The following is a 20,379-nucleotide window of genomic DNA, read 5'->3' as shown; positions in this document are numbered from 1 at the left end:
TTAAAAATTTAATGTACGCGATTTAATTCAGGTGCAAGGCGCAACAATCTAATTGAGCTGCGCCTTGGTTTCATTATTTAGGAGCTCTGAACATCGCACAAATTTTGTTTCCAGCCGGATCTCGTAAATAGGCCAGATACATTTTGCCGGCAGGGCCCTCACGATAACCTGGGGGATCTTCACAAGTGACGCCACCATTAGCCACTCCCGCGGCATGAAAAGCATCGACTTGCTCGGTAGACTGGGCAGCAAAACCGATTGTGCCGCCATTTGCAGCAGTAGCTGGTTTATTGTCTAAAGGTAACGTCACGGCAAATACGCCTGTGGGACTTCTATAAAAGCATCGCGTATCACGATTCAAGGCACCAGGCTTGATACCCAAGGCGCCCAAAGCGGCATCATAAAATTTTCTCGACGCATCTAAATCGTTGGTGCCTACCATTACGTGACTAAACATATATTCTCCAAAAAAACTTAAAAATAACCTACGGAACTGTCGGCCTTGCAAGGATCTTACCAGCCCTGTCATGCCAGTTATTCCTCTCAGGTTCAAATCTTAATCATTGCCGCACACTTTGCCTCAATCAGTTCGGACTACTTATTGATATCAAGCTTGCCCTGTGCCGCGAATGATTGCCAGCGATCGACTTGCTTATTCAAATAAGCACCATACTCTTGTGGACTCCAATCACCAGGCTCAGCTCCCATATTGTTGATTCTTTTGCGGACCTCTGGAGAACGCATCCCCTCCAGAAGTGCAGCCGAAATTTTGTCCACCACAGGTTTGGGTGTGCCGACTGGCGCAAGCAAACCAAACACCGCCATCATGTCAGTTTCAGGCAGACCGACTTCCTCGAGCGTAGGCAGCTCAGGCGCCAACGGCCAACGCTTCGGTGATGTCACCGCCAGCGCCTTTACCTTACCTGCTTTTGCGTTCACCAAACCGCTGCTTAGACTGTCGAACATAACCGGCACCCTACCCGCTAGCAAATCAACTTGTGCGGCGGCTGTTCCCTTGTACGGAATATTGACCATCGGAACGCCTGCGGCATTCGCAAACAGCAATCCGGACAGATGACTCACGGTACCCAAGCCCGCCGAAGCGTAACTCAATGAATTTTTACCCTTGTCACTTTTTAAAAAAGCGATCAATTCATTTGCCGTTTTAACTGGAACGTCTGGGTGGACTACCAGTACATTGGGAGCCGTGGCAAGTAACGCGACAGGTTCAAAACGTTTATTGATAAATTGATTGGGGGTTTTATTGATCACGGGATTCACGATATCTGCAGTGACATTCACGAGAAGCGTTTGACCATCTGGCTTGGCGTTGGCCACCGCATCCGCAGCGATTGCACCACTTGCTCCGGCGCGGTTTTCAACGACAACCGTTGTCCCGAGTTTGGCACTCAATATTTCAGCCGCAATTCGCCCAACAATGTCCGAAGGTCCTCCGGGTGCAAAGCCGACAATTAAACGAATCGGTTCTTTTGCAGGCGCTTGCGCTGTTGCGCTGCTTACACCCAATACACTCAAAACTGCTAGAAAAGTTAAAGCAAATCTTGACTTCATTTATTTTCCTTTTAGAGGTCGGACTTGTCGCTTGCTTTGCCGGGGCGATGATTAGACAATCCATTGCTCTACCTTATCCTGTTTTCAAATATAGGACAACGCACAATGTCGCAACCAATACGGACCGCTCATACACATGCGTGTTACGACACTCCGCCAACACTGGTCGAGTCAGGCATCAAGCATTGGGTTTCTCGAGCAAATAACTTTATTGTTGTTGTGACGCATGCAAATGCGGGCAGCATTTTGCTACGTGAAAATGATCCAGACGAACATGTTGTTCTATTACCTGAAAATGTTGCAGCGCACATTAGTGCGAGCGGAGATGCGCTCGAATCGACTGGTGACGATCTTTTCATTGTTCCGCCAGGCAACAGCCGCATCGAAATGTTGTCTGAGGGCTACCTCTATAGATTCTTTACTTCGCGCAGCACTGACCTGGCAAACATCGCAATCAATCATGACGGGTATTCTGAGCCTGCTCCTGATGTAGCCCCACTCGAAGACTGGCCGATGCCGGTGAATGGCTACCGCTTGCGCCAATATCACCTACCGGATTACATCAAGCCTGATGACAAAATGAGGCTTTTCAGAACCCGTTGCCTGATGATCAATGCCTTCACCACGCAAACAAAGCCTCGGGACCTGCGAAAAATGACTCCGCATGCCCATGCTGATTTTGAACAAGCTGCCATCACACTTGCCGGTCAGCACGTCCATCATCTGCGCTATCCCTGGACACCCGACTATACGGACTGGAAAGAGGATCAACACCTGCTGTTCGAGGCGCCTTCGATGACTATCATTCCCAATAAAGTGATCCATACTAGTCAGGCCATTGGCCAGGCGCCAACCAGGCTTGTTGAGGTTTTCGCACCACCACGAAAGGATTTTTCGCTTCTAACTGGCAAAGTCTGTAATGAGGATGAGTATCCTTTGCCAGAGTCCCTTAAATTTGCAAATTGAATGTAAAAAATAAAAATGAAATATAACCTTCGACTGACATTCCATTACGGTTTGACGATTTTTCTGAGTGCTTTTCTCTTGTTTCAAGTCCAACCTCTCATTGGCAAAATGATTTTGCCATGGTTTGGCGGATCGGCATCAGTCTGGACGACCTGCATGTTGTTTTTCCAAGCGATCTTACTTTTCGGTTATGTCTACTCCCACTGGATCGTTAAAGCACTGAGTCCATTTAAACAAAGTATTCTTCACATCACCTTACTTTTAGTCAGCCTGAGCATTCTTCCTCTTGCAGCCAGCGAGCTCTGGAAACCAGACGGCAGCGAAGACCCGACCCTTCAAATTCTTGGCTTATTGCTTGTGTCGATTGGTCTACCCTATTTTGTTCTGTCTACAACAGGCCCTCTGATTCAAGCCTGGTTTGCAAGAGAAAGAACTGGAGGTATTCCTTACAGACTATTCGCACTTTCAAACTTTGGTTCCATGCTCGCCTTGCTTGCATACCCAATTGCGTTCGAACCCGCTCTGCCAACAAAATGGCAGTCCTACAGTTGGTCCGGTTTGTATTTAATCTTTGTTGCAGCATGCGGCCTGCTGGCTTGGCGTAATCGCAACAGCAAGGCTCTGGTTCAAACAGACTCTGACCATTCGCCCCCACCTAAAGCTTCACAGTTAACGATGTGGGTCTTGCTGGCGGCATGTCCATCCATCCTGATGGTGGCAGATACGAGTTTTCTAACGGAAAACATTGCGCCGATCCCAATGATCTGGGTTGCACCGCTCGCCCTCTACCTGCTGTCTTTCATAATCTGTTTTGAAAGTAGCAGCTGGTACAAGCGTAAAATTTTTCTACCCTTGTTTGTCGCGGCATTGTTTGTACTCACATACTTACCGACAATGGGCTTGAATCAGTTGCCCGTGCTCGCGTCGATGGGCATTAACCTCTTTTCATTTTTTATTGTCTGCATGGTGTGCCACGGCGAACTTGCCAGACAGCAACCAAACTCGCGTTATCTGACCACCTACTACCTCATGCTGGCAGTAGGCGGCGTCATGGGCGGTTTCTTTGTAGGGATCATTGCGCCCTCTTTTTTCACCGAAAACTATGAGTTGTCGATCGGAATCATCCTATCCGGTCTGGTGATCGCACTCGTATTTTTATCAAAAAAGAATTTCAAAGATTCACGCTTGTGGGCTGCTTCCGCTTTAGGCATGATGGGCTTTCTAGTCTTGATCAGCGCAATCCGCATCAATGATCATATGCATGACTCGACTGGTATCGAACTCAGTCATCGAAACTTTTACGGTACGTTGAAAGTGTATACCGATGAAAAAAGTGGCTATAAAACCATGCAACACGGTCAAATCAGTCACGGAAGCCAGTTCATTGATCCTAAGAAAGCACTCGAACCCACAACCTACTATGTTCGTGAAAGTGGAGTCGGCAAAGCAATCCTCATTAAATCAGACTCCTCGAATCCAATAAAAGTTGGTGTGGTGGGTCTTGGGGTTGGAACGCTTGCCGGTTACGGTAGATCCATAGACACGTATCGCTTTTATGAAATCAACCCAAAAGTGATTGAAGTTGCCAAGCAAAACTTCACTTTCCTGTCTAAAAGCCCTGCGCAAATGGAGTATGTTTTAGGTGATGCACGCCTTCAACTCGAGCAAGAGCCTGAGCAAAAATTCGATGTGCTCGTGATCGATGCATTCTCGGGAGATTCTGTCCCCGTTCACCTCTTGACCCAGGAAGCGTTTAGCCACTACTTCAGACATCTCAAGCCTGATGGGGTCTTGGCTCTTCATATTACCAATCGTTTTTTGAATTTGAGACCGGTAGTGAAGTCCGCAGCGGATGCCTTTGGTCAAGACATCAAAGTTGTCACGCATGAAGGCACAGACGGAAACGAGGGCTATCGCTCCGAATGGGCCTTGATCAGCAAGGACAAAAACTTTTTCAAGAACGTGCAACTCGTTGATGCTACAAACATCGAGGCACCTAAAAACTTTAAACTATGGAAAGACGATTACAGCAGTTTAATTTCGATCGTTAATTAAGCGTTGAATTAAACGAGGCGAGAATTCACTCGCCTCAGCCCGCTCGGCGAAACCAGATCAGCGATAGTGCAGCCGCGAGCAATATCAATAAAAGGCTTGCTATGGCAAAGATTGCCGTCACCTCGGTATTTCGTCGCTCGAGGGAAAATTTACTCGACAAGTGTTTATACACTTGCTCGAGCGATTTCGAATTTTCAGCGCGGAAAAACTCAGCCTCTGTGAGCGCCGCAATCGCTTGTAAAGATCGCTCATCTACTCGGGTATAAAAATTATTCCCATCCCAACCCGGTATAAATCCATGCGGCGTCCCGAAGGCGACCGTGTAGACACGAACGCCCCGCTCAGCGGCTTGTTTCGCTGCAGCCAGAGGATGGGGACCATTCGTTCGTCGACCATCAGACAATAAAATAATCGCACCATTGGCATAAGATCCCGGGGGCACCACTGCACGTGGCGTACCTGCATCTTGCGCGAGAGGAACAGGCGCCGAAGGCAAACCGCCACTCATTCCCCTTCGTGCGAAATCGCCTCCATAAATCGCCGCCTGAACATTCACACCAGAATCAGGCAATAGCGTAGCGAGTGCTAACAACAAACCGCTACCTGTCGCTGTCCCCCTCTGCACTTGAATACGATCTACCGCCTCAATTAAGTCATCCCGATTATCCGTGACTTGCTGAACGAGCTGAGCGGTACCCGCGAAGGTCACGATACCAACACGAATATTGCTTGGTAAATCTTGCAAGAAGCTATTGACTGTCGCTTGAGCGGCTTTGATGCGATTAGGTTCGACATCTTCGGCAAGCATGCTCCGCGAGACATCCACAGCCAATATCAACGTCATGTAATCCGCTGGAAGCGTGATCTGCGCAGTCGGACGCGTGAGGCTAAAGGTCCCGAGCAACAGGCCGAGCCACAGTAAAACAGGTGGGATGTGACGGCGCCATACGCCCCATGGGCCAAGCGCTTGTCGGATGACAGTCACGCTAGAAAAAGACAACGCCACCCGCCGCCTACGCCTCAAGAGCCAAATATAGGCCAAAGGCAGCACAAGCAGGATCAAAACAAAACACCACAAAAATTCTGGCCAAATAAGGCGCATGAATCTGTTCTCAGCGTTATGATAAGTCACACTTTATCACCGCTTGCTGATAATGAGTTCAAGATGAAACGCGTTGCACTCTACAGTCGTCGCAAATCTTCATCCCCCAATCACACTGAGGTAGACTTAGCTCGCCCTTCTGACACGCAAGCCCAAATCGTTTCCCCTGTCCATAGAAACTCAAAGACGCGCTTCAACAGGCGCTTGACGGAACGACTCGTCATGCTAGTGTCAGGCGTAGCGATCTGCGCTGCTTTTTTCTTGGCACTCAATCTAAACGCTCCAGCCTCGCAAAGTGTCTCGCAAGAACAGATTGATGCGGCTGTTCTGCACACGCTCTCCTCCAAAGACCTTCCCTCCCGAGCGGCAAAGGCAGCCGCGATCGCAGCCCCGGCAGTCGTTCGCATCCGCACGGATATCCTCTCGTCTCTGGGCGGCACTCAAATTTCCGATAGCAATCTGGGCATTGGTACAGGCGTCGTGATCAAGGAGGACGGGACGATCCTGACAAATTTTCATGTCGTCGAAAACGCGCCACGTCTAATCGTCACGTTCGCTGACGGTTTGGAGTCACCCGCTGAATTAGTATCCGCTCAAAAGGATAAAGACCTCGCCACAATCAAGCCTCTTTTCATACCGGATGATCTTGAACCCGCCACCCTGGGCTCGAGTCAGGGCACTAGCGTAGGCGATGAGGTGGTTGTGATCGGGTTTCCCTTTGGATACGGTCCCTCGATTTCTGCTGGTGTGATTTCTGGCTTTAATCGCGAATACAAACCAGAGGGAGGTCCCGTATTAAAAGGCCTCATTCAGTTCGATGCAGCCGCCAATTCCGGAAACTCTGGAGGTCCTCTGATCAACATGGCCGGCGAGGTGCTCGGAATAGTGACTGCAATTATGAACCCCAGTCAAACGAACACTTTTATCGGTATCGGATTCGCAGTCACGATTGAAAGCGCTGGTGGCGCGCTGGGCATCCCGCCTTTTTAACCTTGTAGAGAGAGTCGAACGATGCAAGATACACAAGCCTGGATTGGCGGTCGAGCTTTAGAGTCCTCAACGCAAACAGCCTCATTGATGGAACGTGTCCTGTATGAAGTCAAACGTGTCGTAGTCGGTCAGGATGTCTTTCTTGAGCGCATGTTGATCGCAATACTGTCGCAGGGTCATCTCTTAATTGAAGGTGTGCCTGGTCTTGCTAAAACCCTCACAGTCAACACTCTCGCAAAAGCCATTCAGGGTTCCTTTAAGCGCGTGCAGTTCACACCCGATCTTCTGCCTGCTGATCTTGTGGGCACTCAGATTTACAATCAAAAAACCAGCGAATTCAGCACAGTGCTAGGGCCCGTGTTCACGAATTTACTCCTGGCAGATGAAATCAATCGCGCGCCTGCCAAAGTGCAGAGCGCTTTGCTTGAGGTGATGCAGGAACGCCAGGTCACTATCGCAGGTCATACCCATCCATTACCTGCGCCATTCCTGGTAATGGCCACACAGAATCCGATCGAGACAGAGGGTACCTACCCCCTTCCTGAGGCTCAAGTCGATCGCTTCATGATGAAAATACTGATCGATTATCCCAAGGACGACGAAGAGTTTGTCATCGTTCAACGCGTGATTGGTCCCTCAATCGATATCAAGCCAGTCGCCACAATCGAACAAATCCAAAACCTCCAGAAACAGTCTCGTTCAGGTTATGTCGATCCAGCCCTCATCCAATATGCTGTCAAGATCGTCGCAGCGACCAGAGACCCGGAACGCGCAGGACTTCCACACCTGGCGGATAGTTTGACCTTCGGAGCCAGTCCACGCGCAACAATTGGACTGATTGAAGGTGCGCGTGCACTCGGTTTTTTACGAGGAAGGCCCTATGCGCTTCCACAAGACGTCCTGGATCTCGTACCCGATGTATTGAGGCACCGACTTGTCCTTTCCTATGAAGCTCTTTCAGAGGGTCTGACCGCCGATGAAATCATCCATCAGATCATGAAGACCATACCAGTGCCTGACAAACCACTGGAGAGTCATGTTCGAATTTCTTAAACGCGGCATACAGTCGGCTTCGCCTGTTTCTCAGTCCAATGTGACTGCAGGGACAACACCTCTTTTAAAGCCAGAGGTTTTATTGAAACAACTGGAGTGGACGACCATCCGCAGACTTGACGGGCAACTCCAGGGAGATTTTCGAACCCTTTTTAGAGGTTCGGGTTTGATGCTGGCTGATCTGCGAGAGTATCAAGCCCACGACGATATTCGGCACATCGACTGGAATGTGACCGCAAGAATGCGCACACCTTTTGTTCGTGAGCATTTGGAAGAACGTGAAATCACAGTATGGTTTCTTGTCGATCTCACAGGTTCGATCAACTTTGGCTCGGGTACCGTCACCAAACGGATGCTGGCTTTGAATTATGTAGCGACGTTGGCGCGCCTCTTTACACGCCATGGCAATCGTGTCGGTGCGATTTTGTATGAAGGCCCTCGTTCGCTCTCGAGCGGCATCATCGCCCCTCGCTCCAGTCGCGCACATATCTTGCACTTGATTCACCGCATGCAAAAGCAAAGTGTGACGAAGGAACGAGGTGAAACGAATCTCAAAGACTTGCTCGCACTCGCCCAAAGCGTCATCCAAAGAAGATCGACGGTATTTTTAATCTCTGATTTCATCAGTGTCCCGGGGTGGGAGTCGGCACTCAAGCCCCTAGCGAGTCGACACGATATGATCGCAGCGAGGCTCATGGATCCAATGGAAGGGGCGATGCCAGAATATGGCATGCTGTTGGTCGAAGACATCGAAACAGGCGAACAGGTATTACTGGATTCAGACGATGCTGGATTTCGCAAACGTTATGCTGAACAAGCTTTAGCAGTCGAACACGCTCTTTACGAGGTATTTAATAACGCTAGCATTGACTGTATTGAGCTCGACACCACTGAAACCGTTGATCGCTCGTTGCTCCGCTTTTTACGATTACGTAAAAAAAGAGCTCAGGTCAGGCAAGGTAATACCTTCAATCACTTCTCGACACAATCCACCCGTGTCAAAAACAGCTGAATATGCCGACGCTTCAATCAATCAGTTTTATCTGGCCCTCCATGCTCTGGCTTCTGGTGCTAGCTCCTGTGCTTGCAGCCCTATATCTCGTTCTCGCCTTGCGTCAAACGCGCGCCGCACGACTGAATATCGCACTGAATGCAAAGATCAAACAGTCTAAAAACTGGAAAAAATATGTATCGGCGATGATTTTCCTGCTTGGGTTGATTTGCCTGCTGATTAGTGTGGCGCGACCCAGAGCTGTTTTAATGCTGCCAACCAGAATGGAAAGCATCATGCTCGCCGTCGATACCTCTGGCAGCATGGGTGCTGACGACATTGCACCCAACCGAATCGAAGCCGCACAATCAGCGATCAATCAATTTATTGCAATGCAACCTCCACAGGTCAAAATTGGGATCGTGACCATTGCCAGTACTGCCGCACTCGCTCAAGCGCCTACAACCGATAAAGACCACCTTAAAAGTATTGCCGAACGCCTCCCCCTACAAACGGGATCTGCTCTAGGTAGCGGCATTCTGATCGCACTCACCGAACTCATCCCAGGCACAGGCATCGATGTACAAAAGATTTTGACTGAAGCGGACCGTCCCTCACCACCTACCGATACGGGACGACCTCTGGACATGACGAGACGTCCCGATGCAGCAGCTAGAGTTGCACCCGGTTCAAACAAGTCCTCGGCAATCGTGCTGCTGAGCGACGGGCAAAGCAATTTCGGGCCCGATCCAATCAAAATGGCGCAACTCGCTGCCGACTTTGGGGTTCGGATCCATACTGTGGGTATTGGCACGCCAGAGGGCACCATTTTAAAAGCGCAAGGCGTGTCGATGCGGGTCAAACTTGACGAGTCGACACTTAAAAAAATATCTGAAATCACTCTAGGCGAATATTACCGCGCATCGAACAGCGTTGACTTAAAAAAAATCTATCAATCTTTATCAACTACCGTTCGGGTACAGAAGCATCAATCAACTGAAGTCACGGCGCTCCTGATCGGGCTGGGCTTGCTCTTGATCTTGGGCGCGACGCTGAGCTCCCTCGCACGAACAGGCCGCATACTTTGAGCGATAGATCAACCAGATACATATGTGGATCAACAGACAGACTTCCTCGTTTAACTGCAGTAATTTGAATTGTTCAAATCAAACTGATTTGAATCGACTCGAGGAACTATCATGAAATCAAATCAATATCTTTTTATTCCAACGATCGCGCTCATTACACTCATTGTGTTAAACGGGTGTTCTGGCATGTCTGAGCAGGGAAAAAGCACCGCCATTGGTGCAGGTGTCGGAGCAGTTGGTGGCGCAGTCTTAACAGGCGGAAGTGCTCTGGGCACAATTGGCGGTGCAGCCGTTGGCGGCGTGGTTGGTCACGAAGTCGCTAAATAAACCGCGCTTTAAAAAAGTGGGGCTATAGTTTGCCCAATAGAATCAAAACAAGCAGGACAATCAAAAGCATGCCCAATAGACCGCTCGGCCCATAGCCCCATTTCGCGCTATGGGGCCAAGTAGGCAACACGCCAACCAGCATTAACACGACTACGATCAGAATAATTGTGGCGAGTGACATGCTGATACTCCCAAATAAAACCTTACTTTATTTATTTGAAAAGTATCTGTCTGTACGAGAACGCACATTTACTTTGTGAAAATCATGTGTGAATCACAAAAAAGCTTACTTAATTAATCAAAAACCTGTAATTTACGGTCTACGAGGTTGCATCAACTCACTTGATTTAAAAAGTGCAGATTGCCAGAACATTTCATCGGCTTGAAACGTGCGGACCGTGAAAAAAACTAATCAACAGGTATCTTTTAATGTTTACTTGCACTAAAAATAACTTTTTAAATTTTAAATTTACTGCGATTGTCCTTTCTCTATTCTTGCCATGTTTCGCTGCCAGTGCTCAGGAAAAAAAACCATCCTCTGAAATCATTTATCTGAATCAAGCATGGAGCGCCCAAGACCGGGCAAATTTTTACTGGAAACCGCAGGGATCCGCACTACTTTCTTACGATATATATCTTGCGCTAACACTTCCTGGCACAAATGAATTATTTAATTCCCGTGCCAATTCCGATCGAATGGGGCTATTGTTAGAGCCGATCGATAAAAAAGTTAATCCAGACGATCTGCCGGTTGGTGTCGCGAAATCAGTCGTGACTTCCGGATCACTAAAAGGTACTTACGCAGGATTGACTTGCGCAGCTTGTCATACCAACCAGATTCAATATAAAGGCTCACAAATTAGAATCGATGGCGGTAACGCTAGCCGATTTGACTTATTACTATGGCTGCAAACACTTTCGCGCTCTGTCGATGCGCCGCTAAATGACCCAAAACTTTTTGCCTCTTTACTTTCTCGCGTCAGAGAACGTAGTCCTGTTGACGAAGCAGATTTAAAAGCCAGATTAAAAGCGGATGCTGAATTCATCAGACTTCAATTAAGCGAGTCATTTATCGTTCCACATCCACCTGGACCAGGACGCACGGATGCCTTCACAGAAGAAAGCAATACAGTCATCGCGATTCACACCGGGATCAGTGAAAATGCCCGACCTGCATTGGCTCCAGTAAAACCACCCTTCTTATGGAATACCCCGCAATCTGCATGGGTCGAATGGTCTGGCGTTGCACTCAATCCTCTTGTCAGAAATTTCAGTGAAGTGCTTGGTGTCTTTGCCAGATACGATGTTTCTGCATCTCAAAAAAACTTCAGTGAAGTTGAATCCACCATTGATCTAAAAGGACTCGTTGAAATAGAACAATCTATTCGGCGCCTTGCACCACCCGCATGGCCAGAGAAAATATTAGGAAAATTGGATCAAGCCCGTGTGAAAGATGGTGCTAACTTGTTTCAAAAGCACTGCATCGAGTGCCATACAGTCTATCCCTATCGCTGGAGTGCTCCGCGCGCAAAGGGTGTCAGGATGATTGAAAATGCCATGGTTCCGCAAGACATAGTGGGTACTGACAAACAACACTTATTGGGTATCTTATTCAATCAAAAGCCAACGATACTGACCAAGCACCTTGCAGATAAATTACAGGGTAAATCAGCGGTGACAGCCGTAGAGTTGTTCGATGCGCTCGAAAAACCAATGCTTGAGTATGCTTTAAAGCAAGCGGGTCCCTTCACGCCTGACGAAATTCTCGACATGAATGGCTATATCGATGCAAGCGTTGACTTAAGAGCGCCCATTAATAGCTACAAAGCTGCTCCGCGTGACGGTGCATGGTCTACAGCTCCGTTTCTACATAATGGTTCCATACCCAATATGTACGAATTACTATCGCCCCAATCCGAGCGATCCAAAACGTTCTATATCAATCGTGAATTTGATCCAGTCAAACTTGGTCTGGATACGGAGAAAAGTCAAACAGGCTTTCTGTTTGACACCAGTTTGATTGGCAACTCAAACGAAGGTCATTTGTTTGCTAACGGCAAGGGTCCAGGCATCATTGGTCCCGAGCTCACTCCCGATGAACGTTTCTCATTGATTGAATATCTCAAGTCCATACCGGATGTCCCAGGTCGTGTCACGCCGTTTGGTGGTCCCGCAAATCCATTGATTGCAAATGAAGATCCCAAATGGTTTAACACCAAACATCCCTATGGCCGTTAATCATTCAAACGATCTTCCAACTTGTGGAGACACGCACCAACTGGCATGCCTCCGAAGTGGGACTATCAGAATCAAGAAAATCGTCCCAACATGCTAATTTCAATATTGCTGTGGAGGCATAGGGATATTTTTGTTGAATCACATCCAACGTTGGATCAACGAGCAGATTGATGCCCGTTGCACGCTCTGAGGTATATTCAGAAGCGTGCATCAGGCTGCCAAGCGGAGCAACAGCCGCCAAGCCTGAGCCAAGCATAAAGGTTCTACGGCTGATCATTCATTTTTACCTTCATCCGTCATAAAAATAGAGTGCTTAAACGCTGGTATTGAACCCCACTTTTCTCGGGCTTGCGCTGCTAAGGTATTGGCGTCATCGCGTTTTGAGGCAGCAAGAGCCGCAGCATACGCTGCTTCAAATGCGGTCAACGTAGGCCTATTACGTAAGTTCTTATTCGCCAATTCGATTGCATGCTCACTTTCCTGATTGGTGCCTAGATAGAATTCGACCGCATGATCAGCAAACCCAAGTTCATGCTGACTGGTGAGATCTTGAAATCTTTCTTTAGACTTAAGCAAAAAATTATCGCATTCAACAGGGTTGTTTAACCCCTCCTGAAGTTGTGCATAACGCCAAAAAACCTCAGGATCATGCGTATCGAGAATTGGATTAAGCAAAGCTGCTGCCTGATCCAGCATGTTACGTTCAATATAGATTTCAGAAAGATGAACTCTTGCATGAACATAATCAGGAATGTAAGCAATCGCGGCCTGATACCAACCCGCCGCCTCATCTAAGTCCGGTTCAGGAACGATTTCACCATGCAGCATACCTAAGTGAAAACAAACCCAGGCCAAGGCAAAAGGAGATAAATCAGAATACTCATGTATTGCTTTCAAATACGTAAGATGTGCCTTGTCATACTCCCCTAGATCTGCATACAAGGCAGCCAGAGGCACCAGATTTTGAATACTACTTTCTTGATTGGCTCGAGCGATGCGCGTGCTGAGAACAGAATCCAGATTTTTTCCTGTCGCCTGATCAATGCTTAGACTAACAGGGATGATCAGATCAGAATCAATCCCGTGACGATCCGCCAAACTCAACAAGTCTACTGAATCGGAAAAATGATGTCTCGCTGAAGCAATCTGCGCGGCAGCCAAATAGTGGTTTCCAGTCACGCCCTCGCTTGAAAGGATTTCCTTGGACAGAATTGAAAGTCGGTCTAATGCCGCATAATCACCCAAAAACTGAATACGCTTCTGTTCTTCGTCAATCAATGCTTCAAGGACGCCCGTACGTTCGAAAGATACATTCAAAATATTTCGACACCGTCTAAGAATGCTTTCATGATTCAATCTTGCCAGTTCGCCATCGGTCGCAGGGGGGAGTCGAGTAAACATGCCCTTCATCAGCTAGGGTTCCTGTGCTTGAATTTTCTTTTAATGTCAGTCATGCCGACATCCACAAGAGTATTAAGAATCAAGCCTACAAATAACTCCCCTTGCCCATCAGGTAAATATTCAATTTTCCATGAGAGCTCTGAACCTAGACCGTCCGGTCTGACATGAAGTGTTGTCACCAAGGGTTGTGCAGAGATGCCACTGATTAATTTATATTTTAAAAATTTACGCACCGGATCTCTTTCAAGCAAAAGCTCAACTAAGACTTTTCCGTCAATCAAACGCGTCGTACGTACATGCTCTGCACCAGCGATTGCCATCTCTGTTTCTACAACGAGTGGCGTCCATGGCTGGTCAAAGTTTCCCACCATAGCCCAAAGTTCGTCTGCTGATGCTGCAACCCGAATGCTTTTATCTATGGTTAATAAACTGACATTGGGTGAAGCCATGTAGGGAAATGCTTGAGTGCTTTTTTTTGTGGCTTGCGTGGCTGGACTTTGCAAAAAAGGTCCATGATCACGATTAATAATCCATGTCAATAGGATGTCGACTGCGTTGGCGTCGAGCGTCCTGCCTCCACCCGTTTGATGTGGCTGACCATTGATGACACTTTTTTCAATTTCAAGATGACTTTGGTCATCGATTTTTTTTGACACATCAATTAATAAAAAATCGTTTAGATAAACGTTTACATTGGCATGTATATCTCCGTCGGACCAGTCTCGTTTGCCGTCTTTCATATCCCAAATATGTAAATGTCGAGCCAACCGATCGCGGAATATGGGTAAGACAGCCGGGTCCACAGCAAAAGGAGTTTGTTGGTTCCAAAGATCCAATAGATTCACCTCACCCGGGATTGTGATGAGATAGTTAGCGAGTTCGGGGCGCCCCGCCCAGTCAAAGCGCGGAATACTATTGAGAGTTGGCGTCGTATCGACTGGCGTAGACTCGCCAATCACACCGAAAAGTGACCCTTTCTCAGGCTGTAAGAATGAGGAAGTTTCAAACTCAACGACTAGCCCCAACACATTGTCATCTTGTGTGAGGTTTTTCCCACCTTGCAAGGTAGGCGAGTTGTACCATCCGATAAAAAATGGGTCCGAGCGTAGACCTGCAAAAACACGAACCTTTCCATTCGAGGAGGTAGAGCCTTGGATGTCACCTACTTTGACAGTCAAAACTTCGCCACCTGGGATTGTGCAATGGCCTGTCTGAGACGGCCTGCCCCCATTTTGAGTGCGCTGTAAGCGATCAAATTTAAATTGAAATCGAATTTCATCACCGTAGGCTTTGAAATTTGCCTTGGCACCGATTCCCTCAATGTTGATTTTTTTTAATACTGCGCTGTAATACGCTGCATTTGAGAACCATGCCGATTCCCCTGCTCCAGGGAAAACATTGACGACAAGTACCGTTCGATTTGGATGTTCAGGGCTCGTAAACGCGAATATGTCTGTCAAATCGATTGATGGATCTGACATGGTTCTGGGTCCATCAACATGGTCAGACATCGAGGTGTTCCTTTGGAGCTTGTAAGGTGATGTTTTGAAGCGGCGGTTTAAGACCGTTTTAGTCTGACAATATAGCGCACGCAAATTAGTAAAAATACAACCTTACTCAATATAACTACTTTGGCAACAAAAGCACTGAATTCGCTTTTATGTTGTATTGATCCACATGACCAGAGACTTTTAAATCATTATCAATATAGTGAACATGAAACTTTTCACCTGGGTGAGAAACAACACCCTCTAGTTTGTCCCCGCTATATACACCTACCAATTGACCCGTTGCCACAGGTTGACGAAATAGTTTCATTCCTGATTTTTGATTGGCATGACCGCCATGTGCTCCATGTCCGGTTTGTCCCGAAGTAGAACCATGCTGACTATTCGCACCATGTGCGCCAAAAGGCGTTTCTCCCGTCACGACATGCCAGATGAGGTGGGCATAGCTTCCTGTCACCCTAAACATAAAGGGCTTGGTCAAATCAATTTTTCTCTCAGTCGCCTGCTGCGTAAAAAAGGATTCAAACTGCGCTTGTGTCATATCCGTTGGCACTTTCACAGAATCCCAATCTTTCACCTGACCGCTTGCCCAGAGTACAGCAGAATCTGAAGCAGCTGGAGGATTGACAGCCCCCTTGGGATCAGTGCCCAAACTCACCAAGAGCTTGCCATCGACCTGAATGATTTCCCCCTTCAGCCCAGCCAAAGCTCCCACGCCCCATACGCCAGGAACGGCTGGAACTGCGGACAACAGCACCTGACCCTTGGTATCACCCGTGTGCATCATGTGTTTGAAATTCCCATAATGCGTGAAATCAACTGACTGTGCGTGTGCAGGAGAGAACAGCGCGATGCAGCTACCAAGCAGGACAACAAATTTTAAGCGCATAGCAATGACTCCGGTGAGCAAAAATGATTTGGTAACTTAGCTGAACACTGTAACCAAATTTTGAAAATATTTTATCGATCTCCCTGCTCTTACAGTGAAGTAACTCTCTGATTCACTGCACCTCGGATACTCAATAAACTTGTAGCATCCTGCATCAATATTAGGAAAGATAAATGAAGCGTATGCATAATCCTCCACACCCAGGGCTCACTATTCGGGATGATGTTTTACCTGCACTAGGTCTAAACGTCACTCAGGCAGCTGAACAACTTGGTGTTTCGCGCGTAGCCTTCTCTCGTATGATCAACGGACATGCAGCGATTTCACCCGAAATGGCGCTACGCATCGAGGCGTGGCTTGGCATCGAACGGGGTGGTGAAGCGCGTCTATGGCTAGCGCAGCAATCCGCTTACGACCTTTGGCAAGCTGATCTCCAGTTTAAAAGTAAGCCAATGCGCGTCACGCCGGCGCCGATCGCAAACTAATTCATCAGAAAATTAGGCATGAACTTGGCTGTATAACAACCGTCAGATTAATTTTTAGTAAAAAAAACAGCCCGAAGGCTGCTATTCGTGAACTCGGATCCCCGAGCTGGACTCAACTATTAAGATTTCGGAAAGGCGTCATTCAAGTGAGATGCTTGAATTCTGAATGACGAACTTCCAGCGTTTCATTTCATCGTCGACCAAAGCGTGATAGTCCTGGCTGTTACCCGGACGAGGCTCTGCTCCGATACCTGCGAGGCTTTCAGCGATCTCTTTGCTGTTTGCAATCTTAATGATGGCTTGGGCGAGCTTTTCTACGATATACGAAGGCGTACCGGCTGGTGCCAAAATGCCTGACCAAGAGTCAACAATGAAATCGGGGATCCCAGCCTCGGCCATTGTAGGCACTTCGGGAAGCAGTGCCGACCGCGATTGGCTGGCAACGGCCAATGCTTGAAGTTTACCTGCCTTTATTTGAGCCAGGACAGTGGGCATGTTCACAAACATTAGATCGATTTGGCCGCTAATAAGGTCATTATTGGCGAGGCCGGCACCTTTGTACGGAACGTGTTCAAATTTGGTGCCTGTCTTGAGTTGAAAATATTCGCCTATCAGGTGATTCACACCTCCTGCCCCAGATGAGCCCATAAATAGATTTTTTTCACGAGACTTGGCTAGGGCTATTAATTCTTTGACACTGTTTGCTGGTGTTTTTTTAGAAATGACAAGAACATTGGGCACAGTGGCAAATAGCGCGACTTGAACAAAATCCTTTTGTGGATCATAGGGCAATCGTTTATACAACAGACCATGGAAGGTCTGATGGGCAGACGAAGCTAGCAATAACGTATAGCCATCAGGGCGCGACTTAGCGACCATGTCTGCTCCCAGAGTTCCGCCGGCCCCTGGCTTATTTTCGACGATGACTTGTTGCTTAAAGGCTTTAGAGAGATTGTCGGCCAACATTCTACCCAGTATATCCACAGTACCGCCTGGGGCGAATGGCACAATAAGTCTAATCGATCGATTTGGATACGTTTCCGCAGATGCAGATGCAATTACAGATCCAAAAGTAAAAGCAATTGCCATACCAGCGGAAAATATTTTTACAAGTGCTCTCATGTTGTGTTCCTCCAAAACTTTTTAGTGATGATTAGAGAGAAGCAAGAGTGTCGAATTCCTGTTCCATTGTCCGGCTGGCTACTTCAACTCTTACTTTTGATGCAGCGACAACAGACAGTGAGTTGTCTAGGTGTTGTAGCTGCGATTGAACCGATTGACGAACTGCATCGGGTGCGGGCCCTCCCCACTGACGAGCATTGACGCTTTCAGTCGGATCTATGTACTTACTCAGCTTAGTTTCAGACCAACCGAGCTTGATGCCCATTACCTCAACGGACGCCTGATCCAGCATGTCGCTAGTCAGTTCAGTTGCGCACTTGTCCGCATCCAAGGCCATACGTACCAGCGTACCCACGATATGATGTGCTTCACGGAAGGGTATGTTGGCGTCAAGCACTAAGCCATCAGCCAAGTCTGTTGCCACAGAGAAATCTCGACTAACGTGTGCAAGCATGCTTTGCTTGCGTGGCTCGACGCTAGCAATAATCAGATCGAACAGAGAGAGGCTCCGTATGACCTCTTCAGAGCATTCCCAGAAATTTCTCATGCTTTCGCGACTGCTGTCACCCGCATGCGAAAAAAAAGTACCTTTCACGGTTACCAGCGCTGTATTGAGCAAGCCTAGGACGTGTGCACTCTTTCCTTTCAGGTACTCCAGCACTGCTGGGTTTTTTTTCTGCGGCATGATACTTGACGTGCTGGCGATGCGATCCGGGAAAGACACAAGACCGAACTCATGGGAGGACCAGATATGAAGGTCTTGAGCAACGCGTCCCCAGGTCACGGCCAACATGGCCATTGCAGACATCGCCTCCCATGCGAAATCACGAGAGGCAACCGCATCCAGCGCATTTGCTACTACGCCTGTAAATCCAAGGTGTCTCGCAGTCATACTTCGGTCGATGGGAAATCGTGTTCCTGCAAATGCCCCAGCACCTAGCGGACACATATCGATTCTAACTAGGGCGTTATGGAGGCGATCCATGTCCCGCCCTAAAGACTCAGCGACTCCCGACAGATAAAAACCAAAAGTGATGGGCTGCGCAGGTTGCAGATGGGTGTACCCGGGCATGACGGTATTGGCAAAAATGTCTGCGCGTTCAAGTATGGTTTTCCTAACACGACCGACCGCTTCCAAGGTATCAAAGACGACGTCTCGTGCCCGAATCCGGTCTATGGTTGCGCCCATGTCATTTCGGCTACGCGCCATGTGCAGCCTTCCACCAATATCGCGGCTAGTGATGGATATTAATTTCGCTTCATAATTGAAATAGGGATCCTCTCTTGAAGGGTCTAGCTCGACTGCTGAAGGACCTTCGGACTCCATCTGCTTTAGGCCATTGGCGAGCTTGTTGGCAGTCTCATCGTTAAGCAACCCAGTCTTATGCAGCATCAGCAGGTGCGCCTTGTTCACCTGTGTGATGTGGGGAAATTGCTTCAGAAAATCACGTGCGAGGCGGGGTGCGTAAATGAGTTCACAGATTTCTGCTGCAAGAGGCTCTTTGAGCCGACTGCTTACTTTTGATTCCATGTCCAACGCTCCGTCTACGATATTTTCAGTATCCAAGCCGAACTCATACCGGTCAAATCAAATAAATTAGCTATTCCATAAATTTTTGATATGACATAAAGTATTGCTTTGCACTGAAGTCTGTGTTTCATCGCCAAAAAGGAAGCCTATGAATTTCAAGCAACTAGAGACTTTCAGAGCGGTGATGCTCACTGGGTCAATGACGATCGCAGCTAAGCAGCTTCATACTTCGCAGCCAAATGTCAGTCGTGTCATCGGGAAACTGGAAACTGAAATTGGTTTTGAGCTCTTTGATCGTTTTGCAGGTCGCATTCAACCTACAAAGGCGGGCGAAGTTTTTTTTAAAGAGGTAGAAAGAGCGTTCATGGGGCTGGACAGCGTGGCCGAGTCTGCTCGAGCAATTAAAGATTTGGGCCAAGGAGTGCTGAGGGTTGCAACTGCAGCATCCATTGCCATGAGTGCTCTACCGATTGCGATACGGATATTCTATGAGCGTTATCCCCGCATTAGGGTTGTCGTCCAGACCAATGAGTCTTCCGTTATTGCGAATTGGGTCGCGACCCAATATTCCGACATTGGCTTTGTGGCTTATGTGAATGATAAGCCGGGCGTGATCCCGTCATTGATTCACACCGAGAGTGCAGTGTGCGTTGTTCCTATGGGACACAAATTAGCTAAAAGAAAATACCTTGTCCCAAAGGATCTCGAGGGGGAGCGCTTTATTTCTCTTCCTTCAGGAAGCCATTCACGCCTTTCGATCGATGCGGTCTTTGGGACTGTTCAGCGAATCATGACCCTTGAGACAGCTTACGCAGTGACGATATGCAGGATGGTCAATGAGGGGCTGGGAGTCAGTCTTGTGAACCCCATCGTGAGCCGAGCCACAAAGTTCCCAAGTATTGTTTCCGTACCGTTTAAGCCTGATATTCTCTTTAAGAGCTATTTGCTCAGACCGCAATTGGCCCCAAGAGACACACATACGGATTTTTTTGTGGAATGCATGAAGCAAGCATTCAGAGCAACGTAGTACTCTGGAGCATAAAAGATAATAAACACTAAGA

General features: G+C 47.9%; 20 protein-coding genes. 10 read left to right on the top strand and 10 right to left on the bottom strand.

The window, feature by feature from the left end:
- Nucleotides 1–73: 73 nt before the first annotated feature.
- Nucleotides 74–457, bottom strand: coding sequence for a VOC family protein (locus tag QWY27_RS09945; protein ID WP_290197219.1), 384 nt, complete (start codon nucleotides 455–457; stop codon nucleotides 74–76).
- A gap of 137 nt (nucleotides 458–594) precedes the next feature.
- On the bottom strand, nucleotides 595–1,572 hold the full coding sequence (locus QWY27_RS09940; protein ID WP_290197217.1) for a Bug family tripartite tricarboxylate transporter substrate binding protein: 978 nt from the start codon (nucleotides 1,570–1,572) through the stop codon (nucleotides 595–597).
- 105 nt (nucleotides 1,573–1,677) lie between these two features.
- Here QWY27_RS09940 and QWY27_RS09935 point away from each other — a divergent pair, with 105 nt between their 5' ends.
- A complete protein-coding gene (locus QWY27_RS09935) occupies nucleotides 1,678–2,538 on the top strand; it encodes a hypothetical protein (protein WP_290197215.1) in 861 nt (286 codons plus the stop codon).
- A 15-nt stretch (nucleotides 2,539–2,553) separates the two neighbouring features.
- On the top strand, nucleotides 2,554–4,593 hold the full coding sequence (locus QWY27_RS09930) for a spermidine synthase (protein WP_290197213.1): 2,040 nt from the start codon (nucleotides 2,554–2,556) through the stop codon (nucleotides 4,591–4,593).
- 34 nt (nucleotides 4,594–4,627) lie between these two features.
- Here QWY27_RS09930 and QWY27_RS09925 read toward each other — a convergent pair whose 3' ends face one another.
- Nucleotides 4,628–5,695: a VWA domain-containing protein gene (locus QWY27_RS09925; protein WP_290197212.1), complete on the bottom strand. Its 1,068-nt coding sequence runs from the start codon at nucleotides 5,693–5,695 to the stop codon at nucleotides 4,628–4,630.
- A 63-nt stretch (nucleotides 5,696–5,758) separates the two neighbouring features.
- On the opposite strand from QWY27_RS09925, the gene QWY27_RS09920 reads away from it, so the two are divergent.
- The 5 genes from QWY27_RS09920 (at nucleotide 5,759) to QWY27_RS09900 (ending at nucleotide 10,144) form a co-directional block, all read left to right on the top strand.
- Entirely contained in the window at nucleotides 5,759–6,685 is a 927-nt protein-coding gene (locus tag QWY27_RS09920; protein ID WP_290197210.1) for a S1C family serine protease, read from the top strand.
- A 21-nt stretch (nucleotides 6,686–6,706) separates the two neighbouring features.
- Nucleotides 6,707–7,738 (top strand): AAA family ATPase, encoded by a 1,032-nt coding sequence (locus QWY27_RS09915; protein WP_290197208.1) that lies wholly within the window; start codon nucleotides 6,707–6,709, stop codon nucleotides 7,736–7,738.
- Nucleotides 7,722–8,750 (top strand): DUF58 domain-containing protein, encoded by a 1,029-nt coding sequence (locus tag QWY27_RS09910; protein ID WP_290197206.1) that lies wholly within the window; start codon nucleotides 7,722–7,724, stop codon nucleotides 8,748–8,750. The genes QWY27_RS09915 and QWY27_RS09910 overlap by 17 nt, the downstream gene beginning before the upstream one ends.
- Nucleotides 8,751–8,752: 2 nt before the next feature.
- Nucleotides 8,753–9,817 (top strand): VWA domain-containing protein, encoded by a 1,065-nt coding sequence (locus QWY27_RS09905; RefSeq protein ID WP_290197204.1) that lies wholly within the window; start codon nucleotides 8,753–8,755, stop codon nucleotides 9,815–9,817.
- 111 nt (nucleotides 9,818–9,928) lie between these two features.
- Nucleotides 9,929–10,144 (top strand): YMGG-like glycine zipper-containing protein, encoded by a 216-nt coding sequence (locus QWY27_RS09900; protein ID WP_290197202.1) that lies wholly within the window; start codon nucleotides 9,929–9,931, stop codon nucleotides 10,142–10,144.
- A 22-nt stretch (nucleotides 10,145–10,166) separates the two neighbouring features.
- On the opposite strand, the gene QWY27_RS09895 is transcribed toward QWY27_RS09900, so the two are convergent.
- Complete coding sequence (locus tag QWY27_RS09895) at nucleotides 10,167–10,325, bottom strand: DUF3309 family protein (protein WP_290197200.1); 159 nt, start codon at nucleotides 10,323–10,325, stop codon at nucleotides 10,167–10,169.
- A gap of 248 nt (nucleotides 10,326–10,573) precedes the next feature.
- Between QWY27_RS09895 and QWY27_RS09890 the strand changes: the two genes are divergently transcribed.
- A complete protein-coding gene (locus QWY27_RS09890; RefSeq protein ID WP_290197198.1) occupies nucleotides 10,574–12,382 on the top strand; it encodes a di-heme-cytochrome C peroxidase in 1,809 nt (602 codons plus the stop codon).
- A gap of 4 nt (nucleotides 12,383–12,386) precedes the next feature.
- Here the strand turns inward: QWY27_RS09890 and QWY27_RS09885 are convergent, their stop codons facing one another.
- From QWY27_RS09885 to QWY27_RS09870, 4 genes are all read right to left on the bottom strand, one after another.
- Nucleotides 12,387–12,659 carry a hypothetical protein gene (locus QWY27_RS09885; protein ID WP_290197196.1) on the bottom strand — a complete coding sequence of 91 codons (273 nt, stop codon included), beginning with the start codon at nucleotides 12,657–12,659 and terminating at the stop codon, nucleotides 12,387–12,389.
- Entirely contained in the window at nucleotides 12,656–13,792 is a 1,137-nt protein-coding gene (locus QWY27_RS09880; protein ID WP_290197194.1) for a tetratricopeptide repeat protein, read from the bottom strand. The genes QWY27_RS09885 and QWY27_RS09880 overlap by 4 nt, the downstream gene beginning before the upstream one ends.
- Entirely contained in the window at nucleotides 13,792–15,294 is a 1,503-nt protein-coding gene (locus tag QWY27_RS09875; RefSeq protein ID WP_290197192.1) for a DUF4331 family protein, read from the bottom strand. Before QWY27_RS09875 ends, QWY27_RS09880 begins: the two co-directional genes overlap by 1 nt.
- A gap of 115 nt (nucleotides 15,295–15,409) precedes the next feature.
- Nucleotides 15,410–16,180: a hypothetical protein gene (locus QWY27_RS09870; protein ID WP_290197190.1), complete on the bottom strand. Its 771-nt coding sequence runs from the start codon at nucleotides 16,178–16,180 to the stop codon at nucleotides 15,410–15,412.
- A gap of 173 nt (nucleotides 16,181–16,353) precedes the next feature.
- On the opposite strand from QWY27_RS09870, the gene QWY27_RS09865 reads away from it, so the two are divergent.
- Nucleotides 16,354–16,665 (top strand): HigA family addiction module antitoxin, encoded by a 312-nt coding sequence (locus QWY27_RS09865; RefSeq protein WP_290197188.1) that lies wholly within the window; start codon nucleotides 16,354–16,356, stop codon nucleotides 16,663–16,665.
- Between the two features lie 138 nt (nucleotides 16,666–16,803).
- Here QWY27_RS09865 and QWY27_RS09860 read toward each other — a convergent pair whose 3' ends face one another.
- The gene (locus QWY27_RS09860; protein WP_290197186.1) at nucleotides 16,804–17,754 is read right to left on the bottom strand and encodes a Bug family tripartite tricarboxylate transporter substrate binding protein; all 951 of its coding nucleotides are present in this window, start codon (nucleotides 17,752–17,754) and stop codon (nucleotides 16,804–16,806) included.
- Nucleotides 17,755–17,818: 64 nt separating this feature from the next.
- Nucleotides 17,819–19,318 carry an argininosuccinate lyase gene (gene argH, locus QWY27_RS09855; RefSeq protein WP_290197184.1) on the bottom strand — a complete coding sequence of 500 codons (1,500 nt, stop codon included), beginning with the start codon at nucleotides 19,316–19,318 and terminating at the stop codon, nucleotides 17,819–17,821.
- Nucleotides 19,319–19,466: 148 nt separating this feature from the next.
- Between argH and QWY27_RS09850 the strand changes: the two genes are divergently transcribed.
- The gene (locus QWY27_RS09850) at nucleotides 19,467–20,345 is read left to right on the top strand and encodes a LysR substrate-binding domain-containing protein (RefSeq protein ID WP_290197182.1); all 879 of its coding nucleotides are present in this window, start codon (nucleotides 19,467–19,469) and stop codon (nucleotides 20,343–20,345) included.
- The last annotated feature ends 34 nt before the right edge of the window (nucleotides 20,346–20,379 follow it).

Source organism: Zwartia vadi (genome assembly GCF_030410375.1).
Classification (GTDB): domain Bacteria; phylum Pseudomonadota; class Gammaproteobacteria; order Burkholderiales; family Burkholderiaceae_B; genus Zwartia; species Zwartia vadi.
Note: the sequence above shows the minus strand (reverse complement) of the source record. Positions and strands in the feature narration are given on the sequence as shown.

Excerpts from the sequence above, each read along its gene's own strand:
- QWY27_RS09945 (WP_290197219.1), bottom strand. The coding sequence starts at position 457 with ATGTTTAGTCACGTAATGGTAGGCACCAACGATTTAGATGCGTCGAGA.
- QWY27_RS09940 (WP_290197217.1), bottom strand. The coding sequence starts at position 1,572 with ATGAAGTCAAGATTTGCTTTAACTTTTCTAGCAGTTTTGAGTGTATTG.
- QWY27_RS09935 (WP_290197215.1), top strand. The coding sequence starts at position 1,678 with ATGTCGCAACCAATACGGACCGCTCATACACATGCGTGTTACGACACT.
- QWY27_RS09930 (WP_290197213.1), top strand. The coding sequence starts at position 2,554 with ATGAAATATAACCTTCGACTGACATTCCATTACGGTTTGACGATTTTT.
- QWY27_RS09925 (WP_290197212.1), bottom strand. The coding sequence starts at position 5,695 with ATGCGCCTTATTTGGCCAGAATTTTTGTGGTGTTTTGTTTTGATCCTG.
- QWY27_RS09920 (WP_290197210.1), top strand. The coding sequence starts at position 5,759 with ATGAAACGCGTTGCACTCTACAGTCGTCGCAAATCTTCATCCCCCAAT.
- QWY27_RS09915 (WP_290197208.1), top strand. The coding sequence starts at position 6,707 with ATGCAAGATACACAAGCCTGGATTGGCGGTCGAGCTTTAGAGTCCTCA.
- QWY27_RS09910 (WP_290197206.1), top strand. The coding sequence starts at position 7,722 with ATGTTCGAATTTCTTAAACGCGGCATACAGTCGGCTTCGCCTGTTTCT.
- QWY27_RS09905 (WP_290197204.1), top strand. The coding sequence starts at position 8,753 with ATGCCGACGCTTCAATCAATCAGTTTTATCTGGCCCTCCATGCTCTGG.
- QWY27_RS09900 (WP_290197202.1), top strand. The coding sequence starts at position 9,929 with ATGAAATCAAATCAATATCTTTTTATTCCAACGATCGCGCTCATTACA.
- QWY27_RS09895 (WP_290197200.1), bottom strand. The coding sequence starts at position 10,325 with ATGTCACTCGCCACAATTATTCTGATCGTAGTCGTGTTAATGCTGGTT.
- QWY27_RS09890 (WP_290197198.1), top strand. The coding sequence starts at position 10,574 with ATGTTTACTTGCACTAAAAATAACTTTTTAAATTTTAAATTTACTGCG.
- QWY27_RS09885 (WP_290197196.1), bottom strand. The coding sequence starts at position 12,659 with ATGATCAGCCGTAGAACCTTTATGCTTGGCTCAGGCTTGGCGGCTGTT.
- QWY27_RS09880 (WP_290197194.1), bottom strand. The coding sequence starts at position 13,792 with ATGAAGGGCATGTTTACTCGACTCCCCCCTGCGACCGATGGCGAACTG.
- QWY27_RS09875 (WP_290197192.1), bottom strand. The coding sequence starts at position 15,294 with ATGTCTGACCATGTTGATGGACCCAGAACCATGTCAGATCCATCAATC.
- QWY27_RS09870 (WP_290197190.1), bottom strand. The coding sequence starts at position 16,180 with ATGCGCTTAAAATTTGTTGTCCTGCTTGGTAGCTGCATCGCGCTGTTC.
- QWY27_RS09865 (WP_290197188.1), top strand. The coding sequence starts at position 16,354 with ATGAAGCGTATGCATAATCCTCCACACCCAGGGCTCACTATTCGGGAT.
- QWY27_RS09860 (WP_290197186.1), bottom strand. The coding sequence starts at position 17,754 with ATGGCAATTGCTTTTACTTTTGGATCTGTAATTGCATCTGCATCTGCG.
- argH (WP_290197184.1), bottom strand. The coding sequence starts at position 19,318 with ATGGAATCAAAAGTAAGCAGTCGGCTCAAAGAGCCTCTTGCAGCAGAA.
- QWY27_RS09850 (WP_290197182.1), top strand. The coding sequence starts at position 19,467 with ATGAATTTCAAGCAACTAGAGACTTTCAGAGCGGTGATGCTCACTGGG.